The following is an 18367-nucleotide window of genomic DNA, read 5'->3' on the forward strand; positions in this document are numbered from 1 at the left end:
ACGAGGTCCTGAATCTCCTTTGAAGGGCAGCACGTTCGAGATGACCAATGACGCCAAGACGCTCGAATACCTCAAGCGCCTCACCGCCGAGCTGTTGGAGACCCGTGAACGCCTGCGCACCGCGGAGGCCGCGGACCAGGAGCCCGTCGCGGTGGTGTCAATGGGATGTCGCTACCCCGGCGGCGTGTCCTCCCCGGAGGACCTGTGGCGGCTGGTGACCGACGGGACCGACGCGATCGCGCCGTTCCCGGCCGACCGGGGCTGGAACGTCGACGACCTCTTCGATCCGGACCCCGACCGGCCCGGCCGGACGTACACCCTCGAAGGCGGATTCGTCGACGGCGCCGCCGAGTTCGACGCGGACCTCTTCGGGATCAGCCCGCGCGAGGCCACCGCGATGGACCCCCAGCAGCGGCTGCTGCTGGAGACCGCGTGGGAGACCTTCGAGCGGGCGGGAACCGACCCCGGCTCCCTGCGCGGCCGGCCCGTGGGCGTCTTCGTCGGCTCCCTCTTCGTGGCCGGCGGCAGCGGCGTCGGGGTGGCCGAGGGCGCCGAGGGCTACCACATGACCGGCAACGCGGCCAGCGTGCTGTCGGGGCGCCTGGCCTACGCGTTCGGCCTCGAAGGCCCCGCCGTCACCGTGGACACCGCCTGCTCGGCGTCCCTGGTGGCGGTCCACCAGGCCGTCCAGGCCCTGCGGCAGGGCGAGTGCGCCCTGGCGCTGGCCGGCGGGTCCACGGTGATGACGACCCCGGGCGTCTTCACCGAGTTCAGCCGGCAGCGCGGGCTGGCCCCCGACGGCCGGTGCAAGGCGTTCGCCACGGCGGCGGACGGGACCGGCTTCGGCGAGGGCGTCGGCCTCGTGCTGCTGGAGAAGCTGTCCGACGCGCGGAAGAACGGGCACCCGGTACTGGCCGTCATCCGCGGCTCCGCGGTCAACCAGGACGGCGCCTCCAACGGCCTCACCGCGCCCAACGGGCCGTCCCAGCAGCGCGTCATCCGGCAGGCGCTGGCCGCCGCCCGCGTGTCGGCCGACGAGGTCGACGTCGTGGAGGCGCACGGCACGGGCACCGGCCTGGGCGACCCCGTCGAGGCCCAGGCCCTGCTGGCCACCTACGGCCAGGGCCGCCCGGACGACCGGCCGCTGTGGCTGGGATCGATCAAGTCGAACCTGGGGCACACCCAGGGCGCGGCGGGCGTCGCCGGCCTGATCAAGATGGTCATGGCGGTACGGCACGGCGTCCTCCCGATGACCCTGCACGTCGACGAGCCCTCCGCACACGTGGACTGGGACTCCGGCGCCGTCCGGCTGCTGACCGGCAACCACGACTGGCCGGAGACCGGTCGCCCGCGCCGGGCGGGCGTCTCGTCGTTCGGCATCAGCGGGACCAACGCCCACCTGATCCTCGAACAGGCCCCCGATGCGGAGGAGTCGGACGCGGAGCCCGCGTCCGGCGCGCCCGCACGCATCCCATGGGTGCTCGCCGCCCGCGGCGAGGAGGCCCTGCGGGCCCAGGCCGAGCGGCTGCTGACCGAGGTCCGGGACCGCCCGGAGCTGCGCCCGGTGGACGTCGGCCATGCGCTGGCGACCTCCCGCGCGGCCCTCGACCAGCGGGCCGTGGTGTGGGCCGACGGCCGCGACGGCCTCCTCGCCGCGCTGACGGCGCTGGCCGAGGAGCGTCCCGCCCCCGGCGTCGTCCACGGCACGGTGGCCGACGGCCGCCTGGCCTTCCTCTTCTCCGGCCAGGGCAGCCAACGCCCCGGCATGGGACACGAGTTGACCGAGAGCTTCCCGGTCTTCGCCGAGAAGCTCGACGAGGTCTGCGGCCATCTGGACCGGCACCTGGACCGGCCGCTGCGGGAGCTGCTGTTCGCCGCCGAGGGAACGCCCGAGGCCGCGCTGCTGGAGCAGACCGGCTACACCCAGGCCGCGCTCTTCGCCCACGAGGTGGCCCTGCACCACCTGCTCACCCACTGGGGGATCACCCCCGACCTGCTGCTCGGCCACTCCATCGGCGAGCTGACGGCCGCACACGTCGCCGGCGTCCTGTCGCTGGAGGACGCGTGCGCCCTCGTCGCCGCCCGCGGCCGGCTGATGCAGCAACTGCCCGGCGCCGGCGCCATGCTCTCGGTGCAGGCCACCGAGGCCGAGGTCCTCCCGTGGGTGACCGAGCACGCGCACGAGATGTCGATCGCCGCCGTGAACGGACCCCGGTCCGTGGTGGTGTCCGGCGCCGAGTCCGCCGTCCTGGAGTTCGCCGAGCACTGGAAGAACGAGGGGCGCAAGACCAAACGGCTGCGCGTGAGCCACGCCTTCCACTCCCCGCAGATGGACGGCATGCTCCAGGAGTTCGCCCGGGTGGCCGAGAAGCTCGCCTTCCACCCGCCCCGGATCCCCGTCGTCTCCAACGTCACCGGCGAGGTCGCCACCGCCGAGCAGCTGTGCTCGCCGGCGTACTGGGTGCGCCACGCCCGCGAGGCGGTGCGCTTCCACGACGGGATCCGCCGGCTCGTGGCGGAAGGGGCGCACGTGTTCCTGGAGGTCGGACCCTCCGGGGTGCTGACGGCCATGGCCCAGGACTGCCTCGCCGACGAACCGGGCACGGTGACCGCCGCGGTGTCGCGCGGCGGCCGCCCCGAGGCCGACGCCGCGCTCGCCGCGGTGGCCGAGGCGTACGTCCACGGCGTGCGGGTCGACTGGGACCGCTTCTTCGCGGGCACCGGCGCCCGCAGGATCGACCTGCCCACCTACGCCTTCCGGCGCCGCAGTTTCCCCTGGATCCAGGCGGCCCCGGACGCCGACGTCACGACGGCCGGCCTCGCCGGGCTCGGACACCCGCTGCTCGGCGCCTCGTTGGAGCTCGCGGACGCGCAGGGCGCCGCCCTCAGCGGGCGCCTGTCGGCGCGGACCGAGTCCTGGCTGGCCGACCACGTCGTGCTCGGCTCCACGCTCGTCCCGGGCACCGCCGTCGTCGAGATGGCCGTCCGCGCCGGCGCCGAGACCGGCTGCGGGCGCCTCGCCGAGCTGACCCAGGAGGCCCCGCTGGCCGTACCCGAGCGGGGCGCCGTGCACCTCCAGGTGCGGGTCGGCCCGGCGGGGGAGCAGGGGCACCGCCCGGTGGGCGTGTACTCCCGGCCCGAGGACGCCGAACCGGACGAGCCCTGGGCCTGCCACGCCCGCGGCGTCCTCGCCCCCGAGGCCGCCCCCGTCCCGGCCGGCACCGGCGGGGCATGGCCGCCCTCCGGCGCCGAACCGGTCCCGCTCGACGGCTTCTACGAGCGCCTGGCCGCCGAGGGCTTCGCCTACGGCCCCGCCTTCCAAGGGCTGACCCGGGCCTGGCGGCTCGGCGACGAGGTGCTCGCGGAGATCACCCTCCCCGAGGGCGCATGCTCCGGCGCCGACCGCTACGGCGTCCACCCCGCGCTCCTCGACGCCGCACTGCACACCGCCCTCCTGAAGGAGGAGGCGTCCGACACGTCGCAGGTGCGCATCCCGTTCGCCTGGCACGAGGTGTCCTTCCACGGCGGCAGCGCGCCGGTGCTGCGCGCCCGGCTGACCCCGAGCGGCACGGACACGGTGTCCCTCGCCCTGTGGGACGAGCACGGCACGCCCGTGGCGTCGGTCGGATCGCTGGTGAGCCGCCCCGTCTCCGCCCGGCAACTCCGGGCCACCCGTACCCACGACACCCTGTTCCGCCTCGACTGGGTGGAGACCACGATCACCCCGGCGGCCGCGCGCTGCGCCGTCCTGGGCGACGACGAGTTGGCGGGCGCGCTGTCGGTCCCGGCCTTCGCGGATCTCGCCGCGCTCGAATCCGCCGATCCCGTACCGGAGTTGGTCCTCTACCCCTGCCTCGGCGATGACGCCGAGGACGACCGGGCGGACGCCGCCCGTTCCCTCACCGCCCGCGTCCTCGGCGTGCTCCAGGCGTGGGTCGCCGACGAGCGGTGGGCCACCACCCGCCTGGCCCTGGTCACCCGGGGCGCGATGTCCGTCACCGACCGGGAGCAGGTCACCGATCTGCCCGCCGCCGCCGTCTGGGGCCTGGTGCGCTCCGCGCAGGCCGAGCACCCGGGGCGGTTCGTCCTGGCCGACCTGGACGGGGACACCGCCTCCGCGGCGGCCCTGCCCGGAATCCTGGCCGCCTCCGGCGACGAGCCCCAACTCGCCCTCCGCGAAGGGGCGGTGCTGGTGCCGAGGCTGGCCCGCGGCGTCCCGTCGGGCACCCTCGTGCCGCCGCCGGGGACCCGGGACTGGCACCTGGAACTGACCGGCGGGGGCACCGTCGACGACCTGGCCCTCACCCCGTTCCCCGAGGCCGCCGCCCCGCTTGCGCCCGGACAGGTCCGGGTCGCGGTCCGCGCGGCCGGGCTGAACTTCCGCGACGTCGTCATGGCCCTGGGCATGGTCGACGACCGGCGGGCCCTGGGCGGCGAGATCGCGGGCATCGTCACCGAGGCCGGGCCGGGCGTCACCGGATTCGCCCCGGGCGACCGGGTGTTCGGGCTCGCGGACGGCTGCATCGGCCCCGTCGCGGTCGTCGACCACCGCCTGATCGCCCGCATCCCGGAGGGCTGGTCCTTCCCGCAGGCCGCCTCCGTCCCCGTCACCTTCCTCACCGCCTACTACGGCCTGGTGGACCTCGCTGGGGTCCGGCCCGGGGACCGCGTGCTGGTGCACGCGGCGGCGGGCGGCGTCGGCATGGCCGCCGTCCAGCTCGCCCGGCACCTGGGGGCCGAGGTGTTCGCGACGGCCGGTCCCGCCAAGTGGGACACCGTGCGCGCCCTGGGCATCGACGACGACCACCTCGCCTCCTCGCGCACCGACGAGTTCGAGACCCGCTTCGCCGCCGAGGACGGCGGCCGGGGCATCGACGTCGTCCTCAACTCCCTCGCCGGGGAGATGGCGGACGCCTCGCTGCGCCTGGTGCGGCCGGGCGGCCGGTTCATCGAGATGGGCAAGACCGACATCCGCGACGCCGACGAGGTCGCCGCCGCCTACGAGGGCGTCGTCTACCGGGCGTTCGACCTGATGGACGGCGGGGCCGAGTGCATCGCCCGGATCTTCGCGGAACTCCTCGCCCTGTTCGAGGGCGGGAAGATCCAGCTGGTCCCGGTGACCACCTGGGACGTCCGGCAGGCGCCCGAGGCCTTCCGCTACTTCGCCCAGGCGCGCCACGTCGGCAAGATCGTCCTCACGGTGCCGCCCGCCTGGGACCCCGAGGGGACCGTCCTGGTGACCGGCGCCTCCGGGGGCGTCGCCGCGCACCTGGTCCGCCACCTGGTCCGCACCCACGACGTACGGCACCTGCTGCTCGCCAGCCGCCGCGGCCCCGACGCCGAGGGCATGGACGAACTCATCGCCGAACTGCGGGAGTCGGGCGCACACTCGGTCCGGGCCGTGGCCTGCGACTGCGTCGACCGCACCGCGGTCGCGGACCTGCTGGCGTCCATCCCCGACGAGCACCCGCTGACCGCCGTCGTGCACACCGTCGGAGTCGTCGACGACGGCGTCCTGGAGACGATGACGCCCGAGCGCATCGACGCGGTCTTCCGGCCCAAGGCCGACGGCGCCTGGCACCTCCACGAGCTGACCCGCGACCGGGACCTCGCCGCCTTCGCCGTCTGCTCCTCCGTCGCGGGCACCCTCGGCTCGGCCGCCCAGGCCAACTACGCGGCCGCCAACGCCTTCCTCGACGCCCTGGCCGCCCACCGCCGCGACCACGGCCTGCCCGCCACCTCCCTCGCCTGGGGCATGTGGGCCGGCACCGGCGGCATGGCCGCCAACCTCTCCCGGGCCGACCTGGACCGCATGCAGCGCTCCGGCATCAGCGGCCTGTCCACCGAGGAGGGCCTCGCCCTCTTCGACGCGGCGCTGGCGGCAGGGCGTCCGGTGTGGCTCCCGGCCCGGCTCGACGCCAAGGCCCTGCGCACCGCCGCCGGGGGCGGATCCCTCCCGGCCCCGCTGCGCGGCCTCGTCCACGTCCCCGCCGCGGACGCCGGACCGCTCCCGGCCGCGGACGCGCTGCGCGGACGCCTGGCGTCGCTCGCGCCCGAGGAGCGCCACGAGGCCGTCCTGGACGTGGTGCGCGCCCAGGTCGCCGTCGTCCTCGGCCACGGGGCGCCCGAGGGCATCGACCCCCAACGCGCCTTCAAGGACCTCGGGTTCGACTCGCTCACCGCCGTCGAACTGCGCAACCGCCTCAACGCGGCGGCCGGTCTGACCCTGCCCGCCACGCTGGTGTTCGACCACCCGACACCGGCCGCCCTGACCGACCACATCGAGAGCGTCCTCCTGGCCGGCCTCGGCTCCCCGGCCGACCCCCTCCTCGCCCGCCTCGACGACTGGGCCGCGGGCCTCGCCGCGACCGCGCTCGACGACGACGAGCGCGAGCGGGTGGCGGCCCGGCTGCGCGCGCTCGCCGGTCAGTGGGGCGCACCGGACGACGGCGCGACGAGCATCGCCGACGAGCTCGACGGGGCGACCGACGACGAAGTCCTCGACTTCATCAGCAATGAACTCGGCATCTCCTGACCCCGTGTCGCATCCCGGATGCGAGGGGACACAACCGTGACTTCGACACGAGGTGGTATCTGATGGCTACGGACGACAAGATCCGCTACTTCCTCAAGAAGGTGACGGCCGACCTCCACGAGACGCGCGGCCGTCTCAAGGAACTGGAGGACGCCGCCGCGGAACCGATCGCGGTGGTGGCGATGGGCTGCCGCTTCCCGGGGGACGTGCGCTCCCCGGAGGACCTGTGGCGCGTGGTCGTCACCGGACAGGACGCGGTGACGCCCTTTCCCGAGGACCGCGGCTGGGACCTGGACGGCCTCTACGACGCCGATCCGGACCGGCCCGGCACGACGTACGCGAAGGAGGGCGGCTTCCTCGCCGACGTCGCGTCCTTCGACGCGGGCCTGTTCGGCGTGAGCCCGCGCGAGGCGCTCGCCCTGGACCCGCAGCAGCGCCTGTTGCTGGAGGTGACCTGGGAGACCTTCGAACGCGCCGGCATCACCCCGTCCTCCCTGCGCGGCAGCCGCACCGGCGTCTTCGTCGGCACCAGCAGCCAGGAGTACGCCTACCTGGTCCGCGACTCCGCGGAGAACCTGGAGGGCTACTCGACGGGCTTCCTCGCCTGCGTCCTCTCCGGCCGCCTCGCCTACACCTTCGGCCTCGAAGGACCCGCGGTCACCGTCGACACCGGCTGCTCCGCCTCCCTCGTCGCCATGCACCAGGCCGTCCAGGCCCTGCGCGCCGGCGAGTGCGGCATGGCCCTGGCCGGCGGAGCGGCGGTCATGGCGACCCCGGGCATGTTCGTCGAGTTCAGCCGGCAGCGCGGCATGGCGGCGGACGGCCGCTGCAAGGCGTTCTCCGCGGCGGCCGACGGCACCGGCTGGGGCGAAGGCATCGGCATGGTGCTGCTGGAGAAGCTCTCGGACGCCCGGAAGAACGGGCATCCGGTACTGGCCGTCATCCGCGGTTCCGCGGTCAACCAGGACGGCGCCTCCAACGGCCTCACCGCCCCCAACGGCCCCTCCCAGCAACGGGTGATACGGGCCGCCCTGGCCAACGCGCGACTCGCGGCGTCCGACGTCGACGCCGTCGAGGCCCACGGCACCGGCACCTCCCTCGGCGACCCCATCGAGGCCCAGGCCCTGCTGGCGACGTATGGCCAGGACCGGACCGACGGGGAACCCCTGTGGCTCGGGTCGCTGAAGTCCAACATCGGCCACACCCAGGCGGCCGCGGGCGTCGGCGGCGTCATCAAAATGATCATGGCGCTGCGCAAGGGCGTCCTGCCGCCCACCCTGCACGCCGGCGAGCGCACCCCGCACGTCGACTGGTCCTCGGGCGCCGTCGAGCTGCTGACCGAGGCGCGCGACTGGCCGGGCACCGGCCGCCCGCGCCGCGCCGGCGTCTCCTCCTTCGGCATCAGCGGCACCAACGCCCACCTGATCCTGGAACAGGCCACCGAGGAGCCGGCGGGAGAGTCGGCCGAGGGGCCGGCCGGCGAACCGGCCGAGCCGGTACGCACCGACGCCCCCTGGCCCTGGGCGATCTCCGCCCGCAACGCCCGCGGCCTCCGGGAACAGGCCGCCCGCCTGCGCCACCACGCCTTCGACCACCCGGAACTCGCCCCGCACGACGTCGGCCACTCCCTCCTGGCCTCCCGCACCCTCTTCGACCACCGCGCCGTCGTCCTCGGCGCGGACCGGGACGACTACCTCAACGGCCTCGCCGCCCTCGCCGAGGGCAGGAGCGCCCCCGGCGTCGTCGAAGGCGTCGCCGCGGACGCGGGCAAGCCCGTCTTCGTCTTCCCCGGCCAGGGATCCCAATGGATCGGCATGGCGGCCGAGTTGTACCGCGACTCCACCGTCTTCCGGGACACGCTCCACGAGTGCGCCGCCGCCGTCGAACCCCACGTCGACTTCTCCCTCGTGGACGTCGTCTGCGGCACCGAGGACCCCGCGATCCTGGACCGCGTCGACGTCGTCCAGCCCGCCCTGTGGGCCATGATGGTCTCCCTCTCCGCCCTCTGGCGGTCCTACGGCGTCGAGCCCGGCGCCGTCGTCGGCCACTCCCAGGGCGAGATCGCCGCCGCCGTCGTCGCGGGCGCCCTCTCCCTCGAACACGGCGCCCAGATCGTCGCGTTGCGGTCCCAGCTCGTCGCCAAACGCCTCTCCGGCCGCGGCGGCATGGCCTTCCTCGCCCTGCCCGCCGACCGCGCCCGCGAACGCCTCGCGACCTGGGGCCCGCGCCTCTCCGTCGCCGCCGTCAACAGCCCCTCGTCGGTGGTCGTTTCGGGCGAACCCGAAGCCCTCGACGAACTGCTGGCCGCCGCCGAGGATGAAGGCGTACGAGCCATCCGCGTCGCGGTCGACTACGCCTCCCACTCCGCGCACGTCGAATCCCTGGAGGCCGAACTCGCCCCGCTGCTCGCCGGAATCACCCCGCGGACGGCGAAGATCCCCTTCTTCTCGACCGTCACCGGCGCCCAGCTCGACACCGCCGGCCTCGACGCCGCCTACTGGTACCGCAACCTGCGCCAGACCGTCCACTTCGACCCCGCCGTGCGCGGGCTCGTCGCGGCCGGACACCGCACCTACATCGAGATGAGCCCGCACCCGGTCATCGCGGTGTCGGTCGAAGAGGTCCTGGACGACACCGCCACGGACGGCGTCGTCCTCGCCTCCCTGCGCCGCAACGAAGGACATGTCCAGCGCTTCCTGACCTCCGTCGCCGAGGCCCACGTACGCGGCGTCCAGGTCGACTGGTCGGACCGCCTCGGCCCGCGCCGCCGCGTGGTGGACCTCCCCACGCACGCCTTCCAGCAACGCCGGTACTGGCTGGAGGCGGGGCCGACCCGCCAACACACGGCTTCCGTACAGCAGTCCGCGGGGGAGGAGGAGACCACCGAGACCGCCTCCACCGACTTCCGGCGACGCCTGGCCGGCCTCCCCGCGACCGAACGGGAACGCCTGGTGCTGGAAACGGTCTGCGAGCACGCGGCCGTGGTCCTGAACCTGTCCTCCGCGGCGGAGCTCGACGTCGCCAGGCCCTTCACCGACCTCGGGTTCGTCTCGATGACGGCGATGGAACTGCGCAACCGGCTCGACGCCGCGACCGGCGTCCGCCTCTCCCCGGCGGCGGCCTTCGACCACCCGACCCCCGAGAAGCTCTCCGCCCACCTCCTGGGTCACCTGACGGACACCGACGACCGCCCCGCCGAACCGGCCGCGCGGACCACGCCCGTCGCCGACGAGCCGATCGCCATCGTCGCCATGGGCTGCCGCTACGCCGGCGACGTGTCCTCCCCCGAACAGCTCTGGGACCTGGTCGCCTCGGGACGCGACGCCGTCTCGTCCATGCCGCGCAACCGCGGCTGGGACGTCGAGGGCCTCTACGACCCGCAGCCGGGGCAGCTCGGACGCACCTACGTCAACCGCGGCGGCTTCCTGCGCGACGCCGACCAGTTCGACCCGCTCCTCTTCGGCATCAGCCCCCGCGAGGCCCTCGCCATGGACCCGCAGCAGCGCCACCTGCTGGAAGTGGCGTGGGAGGTCTTCGAACGGGCGCGGATGTCGCCCGAGTCGGTCCGCGGCAGCCGCACCGGCGTCTTCGTCGGCATCGCCGGCCAGGACTACCTGCCGCTGATGAAGACGGCCCCCGAGGAGGACGGCGCCGGCCACCTGATGACGGGCACGTCGACGAGCGTCGCCTCGGGCCGGATCGCCTACACCTTCGGCCTGGAAGGCCCGGCCATCACGGTCGACACCGCCTGCTCCTCGTCCCTCGTCGCCCTCCACCTGGCGGTCCAGGCCCTGCGCCAGGGCGACTGCACGTCCGCCCTGGTGGCCGGAGCCACGATCCTCTCGACCCCGGGCGCGTTCGTGGAGTTCAGCCAGGCCGGCGGACTCGCGGTCGACGGCAGGTGCAAGGCGTTCGCCGCGTCCGCGGACGGCACCGGCTGGGGCGAGGGCGTCGGCGCGATCCTCGTGGAACCGCTGTCGGAGGCCCGCCGCCACGGCCACCCCGTCCTGGCACTGATCCGCGGCACCGCCACCAACCAGGACGGCGCGAGCAACGGCCTCTCCGCCCCCAACGGCACCGCCCAACGCCGCGTCATCCGCCAGGCCCTGGCCAACGCCGGCCTCACGAGCCGCGACGTCGACGCCGTCGAGGCCCATGGCACCGGCACCACCCTCGGCGACCCCATCGAGGCCGAGGCCCTGCTGGCCACCTACGGACAGGACCGCCCGGCCCACGCCCCCCTGTGGCTGGGTTCGTTGAAGTCCAACGTCGGCCACACCGCCGCCGCGGCCGGCGTCGGCGGAGTGATCAAGATGGTGATGGCCCTGCGCAACGGCATCCTGCCGCCCACCCTGCACGTCGACGACCCGACGCCGCACGTGGACTGGTCGTCCGGCGGCGTGGAACTGCTGACCGAGGCCCGTGAATGGCCCGACAGCGGGAGGGCGCGCCGGGCCGGCGTCTCGGCCTTCGGCATCAGCGGGACGAACGCGCACGTGATCCTGGAAGCGGCCCCGGACGACGAGCCCGAAGCGAGCGAGCCGACCGCCGTGGCCACCCTGCCCTCCGTCCCCTGGGTCCTGTCCGGCCGGACCGAGCAGGCCCTGCGCGACCAGGCGGACCGACTGCGCCGCTTCGTGGAGGAGCGCCCCGAACTCGAACAGGCGGACGTGGCCCGCTCGTTGGCGGCGACCCGGGCCGGACTCGACCACCGCGCCGTGATCCTGGGCGCTGGTCGGGAGGAAACGCTGGCGGCCCTCACCCTCCTGGCGGAGGGCGGAGAAGCCCCCAACCTGGTGCGGGGAACGACCCGTTCCCGGGCCACGGTGGCGTTCCACTTCGCGGACGGAACCGGCATCGGACGCCGGCTGTACCCGTTGGTCCCCGCCTTCGCCGAGGCGGTCAACGAGGTTGCCGCCGCGTTCGCCATACACCTCGGCCGTCCGCTCGGGGAGATCCTGGAGCCGGGCGAGGACCCGGTCCTCCTGCGGGCCACGTCTTTCACCGAACAGGTGGCGCTGTACCGGCTGTTGGAGCACTGGGGCGTCACCCCGGCCTTCGTCCACGGCCGGGCCGACGGCGAGGTGGCCGCCGCGCACTGCGCGGGCGCGCTGTCCCTGACCGACGCGGTGACGCTCGTCGCCGCCCCGGACACCGACATCACCACCCTGGCGATCCAGGCACCGACGATCCCCCTCGTCTCCGACCGGACCGGCCGCCCCGTCACGCCGGAGGAGCTGCGCTCCCCGGAGCACTGGGCCCGCCCGGAGCACGAGGACGGCCTGCGGTGGCTGGCCTCGGAAGGGGTGCACGACGTCCTGCGGATCGCCCCCGCCGACGAGTCCGAACTCCTCGCCTCACTGGCCCACTTGCATGTGAAGGGCGTAGCGGTGGGCTGGGCGACGATGCTCACCGACGCGGGCGCGAAGCCGGCGGAGCTGCCCACGTACGCCTTCCAGCACGAGCGGTACTGGCCCGAGCTGGCCGGGATCTCGGCCCGGGAACAGAGCCGCACGGGGAGCACGGACCAGGGCCGGGAATTCCGCGAGCAACTGGCCGCGGCACCCGAGGACGCACGCGCGGAGATCGTCGCGGGCCGCGTCCGCGAACTCGTCGCGAAGGTCCTCAGGCTGGCCGACGCCGCCTCCGTCGACGACGAAACCCCGCTCCCCGAGCTGGGCTTCGACTCGCTGACCGCGGTGGACCTGCGCAACCGCCTCGGGGCGGACCTGGGCCTCCGGCTTCCCCCGTCGCTGGTCTTCCAGCACCCGACCGTCACCGCCCTGGCCCGGCACCTGACCGGACAGTGGACGCCGACGGAGACGACACCCGAGGAACCCGCCGCAGAGGCCCCGTCCACCCTGGCCCCCCTCTTCGCCCGCGCCGGCGAACTGGGCCGGGGGGAGGCCTTCCAGGAACTGGTCCTGCGCGTGGCGGAGTTCCGCCCCACCTTCGACGCGCCGGAGGAGCGGTTCCGCGTCCCGCACGTCCGCCTGGCCCGCGGCGCGGCGGACAGCGCGAAACTGATCTGCTTCCCGACCTTCGCAGGAGGCTCAGGAGCACACCAGTACGCGCGCCTGGCCGCGGTGTCCGGCGGCGAACGCGACATCTGGGTCCTGCCGGCCCCCGGCTTCACCTGGCAGGAGTCACTCCCCGCCTCGGTCGAGACGCTGGCCCGCCTGCAGGCGGACAGCGTCGAGGCATGCGCCGACGGCGGCCCGGTCGTCCTCCTCGGCTACTCGGCGGGCGGCTGGATAGCCCAGGCCACGGCGACGGCCCTCCAGGAACGCGGCATCGCTCCCGCCGCCGTCGTCCTCCTGGACAGCCACCGCCCGGACAGCGCGATGCTCCCGCACCTGCACGCCCACATCGACGGCGCGCGCGAGGACGTCCTCTGGACGGCCGGAACCGGGGACGACGCCTACCTGACCGCCATGGCGCACTACGCCCACCTCTTCCACACCTGGACCCCGAAGGAGACCGGCACGCCGACCCTCCTGGTCCGAGCCTCCGACCGCCCCTTCGACGAGGCGCCGACCGACTGGCAGCCGCACTGGCCCCTCCCGCACACCGCCGTCGACACGGCCGGCACGCACTTCTCGATCATCCGAGAACACAGTGGCCCCACGCTCCAGGCGGTCCACGCCTGGCTCGACGGTCTCCACTGAGGAACGACGTCCCCCGACACCGACAGGAACAAAATGACCACCACCAGCGCAAGCACGACCGACCACCTCATCGACCAGCAGGTCATCGACGGGCAGGCCGGCTACACGAAGTCGTTCCTCAACATCTACGACCTCGCGGTCTTCAAGGGCACCGCCCCCCTCGCCTGGCACTGCTCGCCCGCCGTCTCCCGGCAGATGTACGACACCTGCCTCGGGGCCAACCACGTGGAGATCGGCGTCGGCACCGGCTACCTCCTCGACAACGCCACCTTCCCGGTCGCCGACCCGAAGATCACCCTCGTCGACCTCAACCCCAACTCCCTGGCCCACACGGCCCAGCGCCTCAACCGCTACGACGTCACCACGGTCCGCGCCAACGTCCTCGAACCCCTCCCGCTCGAGGAACGCGCCTACGACTCGGTCGGCATGAGCTACCTCCTCCACTGCGTCCCCGGCAGCATCAAGGAGAAGGGCATCGCCCTGAAGCACGCCGCGGCCGTCGTCCGCCCCGGCGGCGTTGTCTTCGGCGCCACCGTCCTCTCCTCCGGCGTCCCGGTCAGCGCCCGCGGCCGCTGGACGATGAACTACCTCAACAAGCGCGGCGACTTCCACAACCAGGAAGACAACTACGACGACCTCCGCGACCAACTCGCCCAGTACTTCCCCCGCTTCCAGCTGACGTCACGCGGCTGCGTGGGCATCTGGCGCGCCTGGACGACTGACTGACAAATACCGGGGGAGCGGTGCGCCCGAGCGGCGGCGGAACGCCGGGGCGCACCGCCCTCTTGCGCCCGGGGGCGCGACGCATGCGGAGCGTTCGAGGACAGAGCTTCCTCGGCTGCCGCTTGGGCGGCGACCAGCCGTGGCAGGCCACTGGGGTGTGCGCGCACCGGACGACCAGATGCTGCTCCTTGACGTCAAGAACAGGCAAAGCCGTTGTATCGCCGCAGGTGGGGAAGGCTGCTCTCCGCGCAGGCGGAGGTGGGCTAGCGCTGTGACCGGAAACGATCACCGGCATGAGTACTCGGTGCCCAATGCCCGGTCTGTGAACCATGATGAGGAGATGACTGAACGTCTTTCATCCTGTCCTGCGGGGTGGAACGGGCAGGTCAGAGGTGGTGGTTGGTGACATGGGAGAGCCCCTTGTCGTTGGGGTGTTGATCTCACTCGACACCGGCGCCAAGGGGCTCTGTTGGTTCCGTATCCTGCCATGCTCGGCGTCCCCTTCGAGTTGGTCGAGTATGTCTCGTGGCTGATCCATGCCCGTAGGCGTGAGCTGAAGTCGCCGTGGCGGAGGCTGGGTTGTTTCAAGCAGGCCCTGCTGGTGCTGGCGCATCTGCGGAAGAACGAGACGTTCGCGCAGGTCGGGGCCGGTTTCGGAGTATCGGAGTCCACCGCTTGGCGATACGTGGACGAGACCCTCGAGGTCCTGGCCGCGTGGGCCCCGGGCCTGCGCGAGGCTTTGGTGGGCCTGGGTGAGGGGGACTTCGTCGTCGTTGACGGGACGCTGATCCCGACCGACCGGATCGCCGCGGACGAGCCGTACTACTCGCAGAAGCACCGGAAGCACGGCATGAACGTGCAGGTCGTCGCGCGCCCGGACGGGACCCCGCTGTGGTTCTCCCGCGCGCTGCCCGGCCGCACGCACGATCTGACCGCCGCCCGGGCCCACTGGATCCTCCAGGCCTGCCTGACCAGGGAAATCCTTGTCCTGGCCGACCGCGCCTACCAAGGTGCCGGCGCCACCGTCCGCACCCCGTACTACGGGCACCGCGAACTCCCCGACCACTACCAGCGGTTCAATCGTGTCCACGCCAGACTGCGGGCCCCGGGCGAACGCGCCTTCGCCCGGCGGAAGTCCTGGCGCATCCTCCGCCGGGCACGCTGCTCCACCAACCGCATCAGCCGCATCGTCCAAGCCGTCCACGCCCTTCTGACCTGCGGCTATTCAGGATGAAAGACGTTCACTGTCGAGAAAGGCGATGTAGTCCCCGCGGGCCCGCTCGATCGCGAGGTTGCGGGCCCGGCCCGCACCGCCCTGTTCGGGTGCCGACTCCGGCAGGACGCGCTCGTCCTGCTCGGCGAACTCGCGGAGCAGATCCATGGAGCCATCGGAGGACTGGTCGTCGGTGACCAGCAGCTCCAGGTCGCTGTGGGTCTGCGTGAGCACCGATCGGACGGCTGCGCCGAGGGTGGCTGCCGAGTTGTACACGGGCATCACGACAGACACCAGGGGGCACAGCGCTTCTCCTTGCCAGACCAGGAACGACGGTCCATTCAAGCACCGCAATCGAGCAGGAGCTGCCATGCAGATCGTTGTCGCTGGTCAGGGCTACGTAGGGCTTCCACTGGCCGTACGCGCTGCAAGAGGTGGGTCATCGCGTCGTCGGCTACGACGTGGACCCGCACCGCGTCCAGCGGCTCACCGCCGGTCAGTCCTACGTGGGGACGTTACCTCCGTACGGCTGCGCACAATGCTGGTAGCGGCGCTGGTGACGGCCTACCAGGACGTTTTCCAGCGGCTGGCCGCGCAGGCGCCCGTCCTCATGCTGGACACCGTGATCGGCATGAACATCTCGACCGGATGAGAGACCGCGAACTTCCCACGAGGGTCATACGCCCCTCGCTAGGCTCCGGCAGCATCTATGTCGCTGTGCGCCGGAGGACCCGTGGATATCCGCTCAGCCCAGAAACTCGCCTGGGACAACAAGATCGAGAAAGGATTCAACACCACTGACGTTCCACTGGAGTTCGGACTTCTCAACGCCGAGGTAGGGGAGGCGTTCACCGCTTGGCGCAAGAACCTCCCCGACTTCGGTGAAGAGCTGGCCGACGTCTTCCTCTACCTCGCAGCCCTTGCCGAGATGACCGGCACCGACCTGCAAACCGAGATCGAACGCAAGATCGCCAAGAATCGCGGGCGCGTCTACGCTCCCGACGACAGAGGAGTCCTCACCCGCGTACACGACCCCGAAGGGCAGTGATCCGGAAACCATCCACGCACACAGCGAAGAGGGGATGCCCGTGGACACTACCTGGGACATCATCCACCGCCTCACCACCCGTCTCGACGACTACAGCACGTTCCCCATCGACCAGCGCCGCATCTTGCAGATCCTCGGTGAAGACGAGCAGGGCTCGTTCTGGCAGATCGGTGTCATCGGCCACGGCCCGCGCGCCACCGAACTCGCCGGCCAAGTCGCCACCGCGATCAGCGAGTGGGACCGCGGCTGGGGCCACGACGCGCCGGAGCCCAGCTTCCGCATGGCCGTCGGCGATGCCCGCGACCAGCTGACGGCCGCCGACCCGCGCTTCGCCATCGACAAGACCTGTAGCCGTCTCGTCGTCGACTGGCCGCGCAGGAGCTGAGCCGCGCTGCTGATGTACGCACAGAAGGAGGGGGCACGATGACGAATCCGCTCAACCCCGAGCTCGCCGCCGAACTCCTACGGCGCGTGGCCATCGACCAGCACGCCCGGGGGCGTTCGTGACGGTGAGGACGATGTCGAGTCGGACCGGGAGGCGATGCGCGCGGTCGACGCGGACAACACCGCTTGGCTCAAGACCGTGTGTGGCCGAACACGGCTGGCCCGGACAAACCCTCGTCGGGGAGGAGGCCGCAGATGCGGCGTGGCTGCTGATCCAGCACGCCGACCGGGACCTGGAGTTCCAGCTACACGTGCTCCAGCTGCTGACGGCGGCCGTCGATTTCGGAGAGGTGCTGCCGCGGCATCTCGCCTACCTGACCGATCGTTGCCAGGTCGCCCAGCAGCGACAGCAGACGTATGGAACACAGTACTTCGACGACAACAAAGGGCCGCTTCGGACCCCGGCCGATCGTCGACCCAGACCAGCTGGATGAGCGCCGCGCCACGGTGGGCCTGGGGCCGCACGCGCAGTACGACGCCGAGATCCGTGCGCGGTACGGCAAACCGCCGGCCACGGCAGGGGGCGGACCACACGGCGGCAAAGGACCAGGTGCCGGAGGGCACAGTGGCCCTGATCTACAACAGCCAGGGGCAGTACCTCCTCCACCTCCGCGACAACATCCCTGACATCTGCGGCCCAGGAACGTGATCGTTCATAGGCGGGAACCGCGACAGCGACAACGAAACCCCGGAAGAGGCGACCCGGCGGGAACTGCTGGACGAAGCCGAGCTGGTGATCCCCGACCTGCGCGTTCTCGGGGTGTTGCCCGCGCATGACCTGGACCGCTCCAAAAGGATCATCACGATCTTTCACGGGCAGTGGGACCGGGACGCCCACGCCCTGCCGCTCAGAGAACACACGCCATCCCTTGTCAATCTCGGCGACGGAGATCCGGTACTGCTCGCCGAAGTGACGGCTGTGGTCCGGCAAGTGGCCGCTGCGGTGCTCGCGGAGCATGGTGCTGCCAGGGTGACTACGAACCTCGGCGAGTACCAGGAACCGGAGCACTGGTCATGTCCACTTGGCGCTTCGGGGAGACACCGACCGCGCCTGACTCGTCTCCCTGTCAGGGCGGCGGCGCAGCACTCGGCATAGGTGTCCTGCTACGCGTGCGCATCTGTGTGTGCTTCTGCGGCCGGGTCCGTCGCGAGCTCGACTTGGGGTCTGCTGAGCCCGCCCTTCCAGCGGAAGGCGGAGGGGAGTTCGAGGCCGAAGTGGTCGAGGATGCGGGCCACGAGGTGCATGACGATGTCGTCGATGGTCCTGGGGTGGTTGTAGAAGGCCGGCATCGGCGGCAGGATCAGGGCGCCCATGCGGGCCAGGGCCAGCATGTTCTCCAGGTGGATCTCGTTCAGTGGCGCCTCACGGGGGACGAGGACGAGTTTCCTGCGCTCCTTGAGCGTGACATCGGCCGCTCGTACGACGAGGTCTTCGGCGTACCCCGCCCGGATCGCGGCGAGCGTCTTCATGCTGCAGGGAGCGATGATCATCCCGTCGGTCGGACAGGACCCGCTGGATATCGCGGCTGCCTGGTCTCCGGGCCCGTGGACATGGTCGGCCATCCCGCGCAGATCCTGCACGGTGTAGTCGGTCTCGTATTCCACCAGCGCACGCCCCCACCGGGTGAGTACGAGGTGGGTCTCCACGTCCAGGGCCCGCAATGCCTGCAGGGTGCGCACGCCGATGATGGCACCCGATGCGCCGGTCATGCCGACGATGAGGTTCACGGGCGTAC

The 18367-nt window shown here is 72.4% G+C and carries 8 protein-coding genes and 3 pseudogenes; 9 read left to right on the top strand and 2 right to left on the bottom strand.

Annotated features, from left to right (window positions below):
- Positions 1 to 127 precede the first annotated feature (127 nt).
- The 4 genes and pseudogenes from ABD794_RS00600 to ABD794_RS00615 all read left to right on the top strand — a co-directional run.
- Positions 128 to 6535, top strand: a pseudogene (locus ABD794_RS00600) (type I polyketide synthase); the annotation flags it as partial.
- 62 nt (positions 6536 to 6597) lie between these two features.
- Complete coding sequence (locus tag ABD794_RS00605; protein WP_344960327.1) at positions 6598 to 13203, top strand: type I polyketide synthase; 6606 nt, start codon at positions 6598 to 6600, stop codon at positions 13201 to 13203.
- Between the two features lie 33 nt (positions 13204 to 13236).
- Entirely contained in the window at positions 13237 to 13929 is a 693-nt protein-coding gene (locus ABD794_RS00610; RefSeq protein ID WP_344960329.1) for a class I SAM-dependent methyltransferase, read from the top strand.
- 484 nt (positions 13930 to 14413) lie between these two features.
- Positions 14414 to 15160 carry a transposase family protein gene (locus ABD794_RS00615; RefSeq protein ID WP_344960330.1) on the top strand — a complete coding sequence of 249 codons (747 nt, stop codon included), beginning with the start codon at positions 14414 to 14416 and terminating at the stop codon, positions 15158 to 15160.
- A 6-nt stretch (positions 15161 to 15166) separates the two neighbouring features.
- On the opposite strand, the pseudogene ABD794_RS00620 reads toward ABD794_RS00615, so the two are convergent.
- Positions 15167 to 15445: pseudogene (locus ABD794_RS00620) on the bottom strand (glycosyltransferase family 2 protein); the annotation flags it as partial.
- 64 nt (positions 15446 to 15509) lie between these two features.
- Between ABD794_RS00620 and ABD794_RS00625 the strand changes: the two are divergent.
- The 5 genes and pseudogenes from ABD794_RS00625 to ABD794_RS00645 form a co-directional block, all read left to right on the top strand.
- Positions 15510 to 15651: pseudogene (locus ABD794_RS00625) on the top strand (nucleotide sugar dehydrogenase); the annotation flags it as partial.
- 221 nt (positions 15652 to 15872) lie between these two features.
- Entirely contained in the window at positions 15873 to 16187 is a 315-nt protein-coding gene (locus tag ABD794_RS00630; protein ID WP_344960331.1) for a nucleoside triphosphate pyrophosphohydrolase family protein, read from the top strand.
- A gap of 40 nt (positions 16188 to 16227) precedes the next feature.
- Positions 16228 to 16572: a hypothetical protein gene (locus tag ABD794_RS00635; protein ID WP_344960332.1), complete on the top strand. Its 345-nt coding sequence runs from the start codon at positions 16228 to 16230 to the stop codon at positions 16570 to 16572.
- A 202-nt stretch (positions 16573 to 16774) separates the two neighbouring features.
- Entirely contained in the window at positions 16775 to 17065 is a 291-nt protein-coding gene (locus tag ABD794_RS00640) for a DUF6624 domain-containing protein (protein WP_344960333.1), read from the top strand.
- A gap of 299 nt (positions 17066 to 17364) precedes the next feature.
- The gene (locus tag ABD794_RS00645; protein WP_486389108.1) at positions 17365 to 17727 is read left to right on the top strand and encodes a hypothetical protein; all 363 of its coding nucleotides are present in this window, start codon (positions 17365 to 17367) and stop codon (positions 17725 to 17727) included.
- An 8-nt stretch (positions 17728 to 17735) separates the two neighbouring features.
- Here ABD794_RS00645 and ABD794_RS00650 read toward each other — a convergent pair whose 3' ends face one another.
- Positions 17736 to 18359: a UbiX family flavin prenyltransferase gene (locus ABD794_RS00650; RefSeq protein ID WP_344960335.1), complete on the bottom strand. Its 624-nt coding sequence runs from the start codon at positions 18357 to 18359 to the stop codon at positions 17736 to 17738.
- Positions 18360 to 18367: the final 8 nt, after the last annotated feature.

This window comes from Streptomyces thioluteus, from assembly GCF_039535865.1.

What these genes read in the sequence shown, in the direction of transcription:
- ABD794_RS00615 (WP_344960330.1), top strand. Translation starts at nt 14,414, where the DNA reads ATGCTCGGCGTCCCCTTCGAGTTGGTCGAGTATGTCTCGTGGCTGATC.
- ABD794_RS00605 (WP_344960327.1), top strand. Translation starts at nt 6,598, where the DNA reads ATGGCTACGGACGACAAGATCCGCTACTTCCTCAAGAAGGTGACGGCC.
- ABD794_RS00610 (WP_344960329.1), top strand. Translation starts at nt 13,237, where the DNA reads ATGACCACCACCAGCGCAAGCACGACCGACCACCTCATCGACCAGCAG.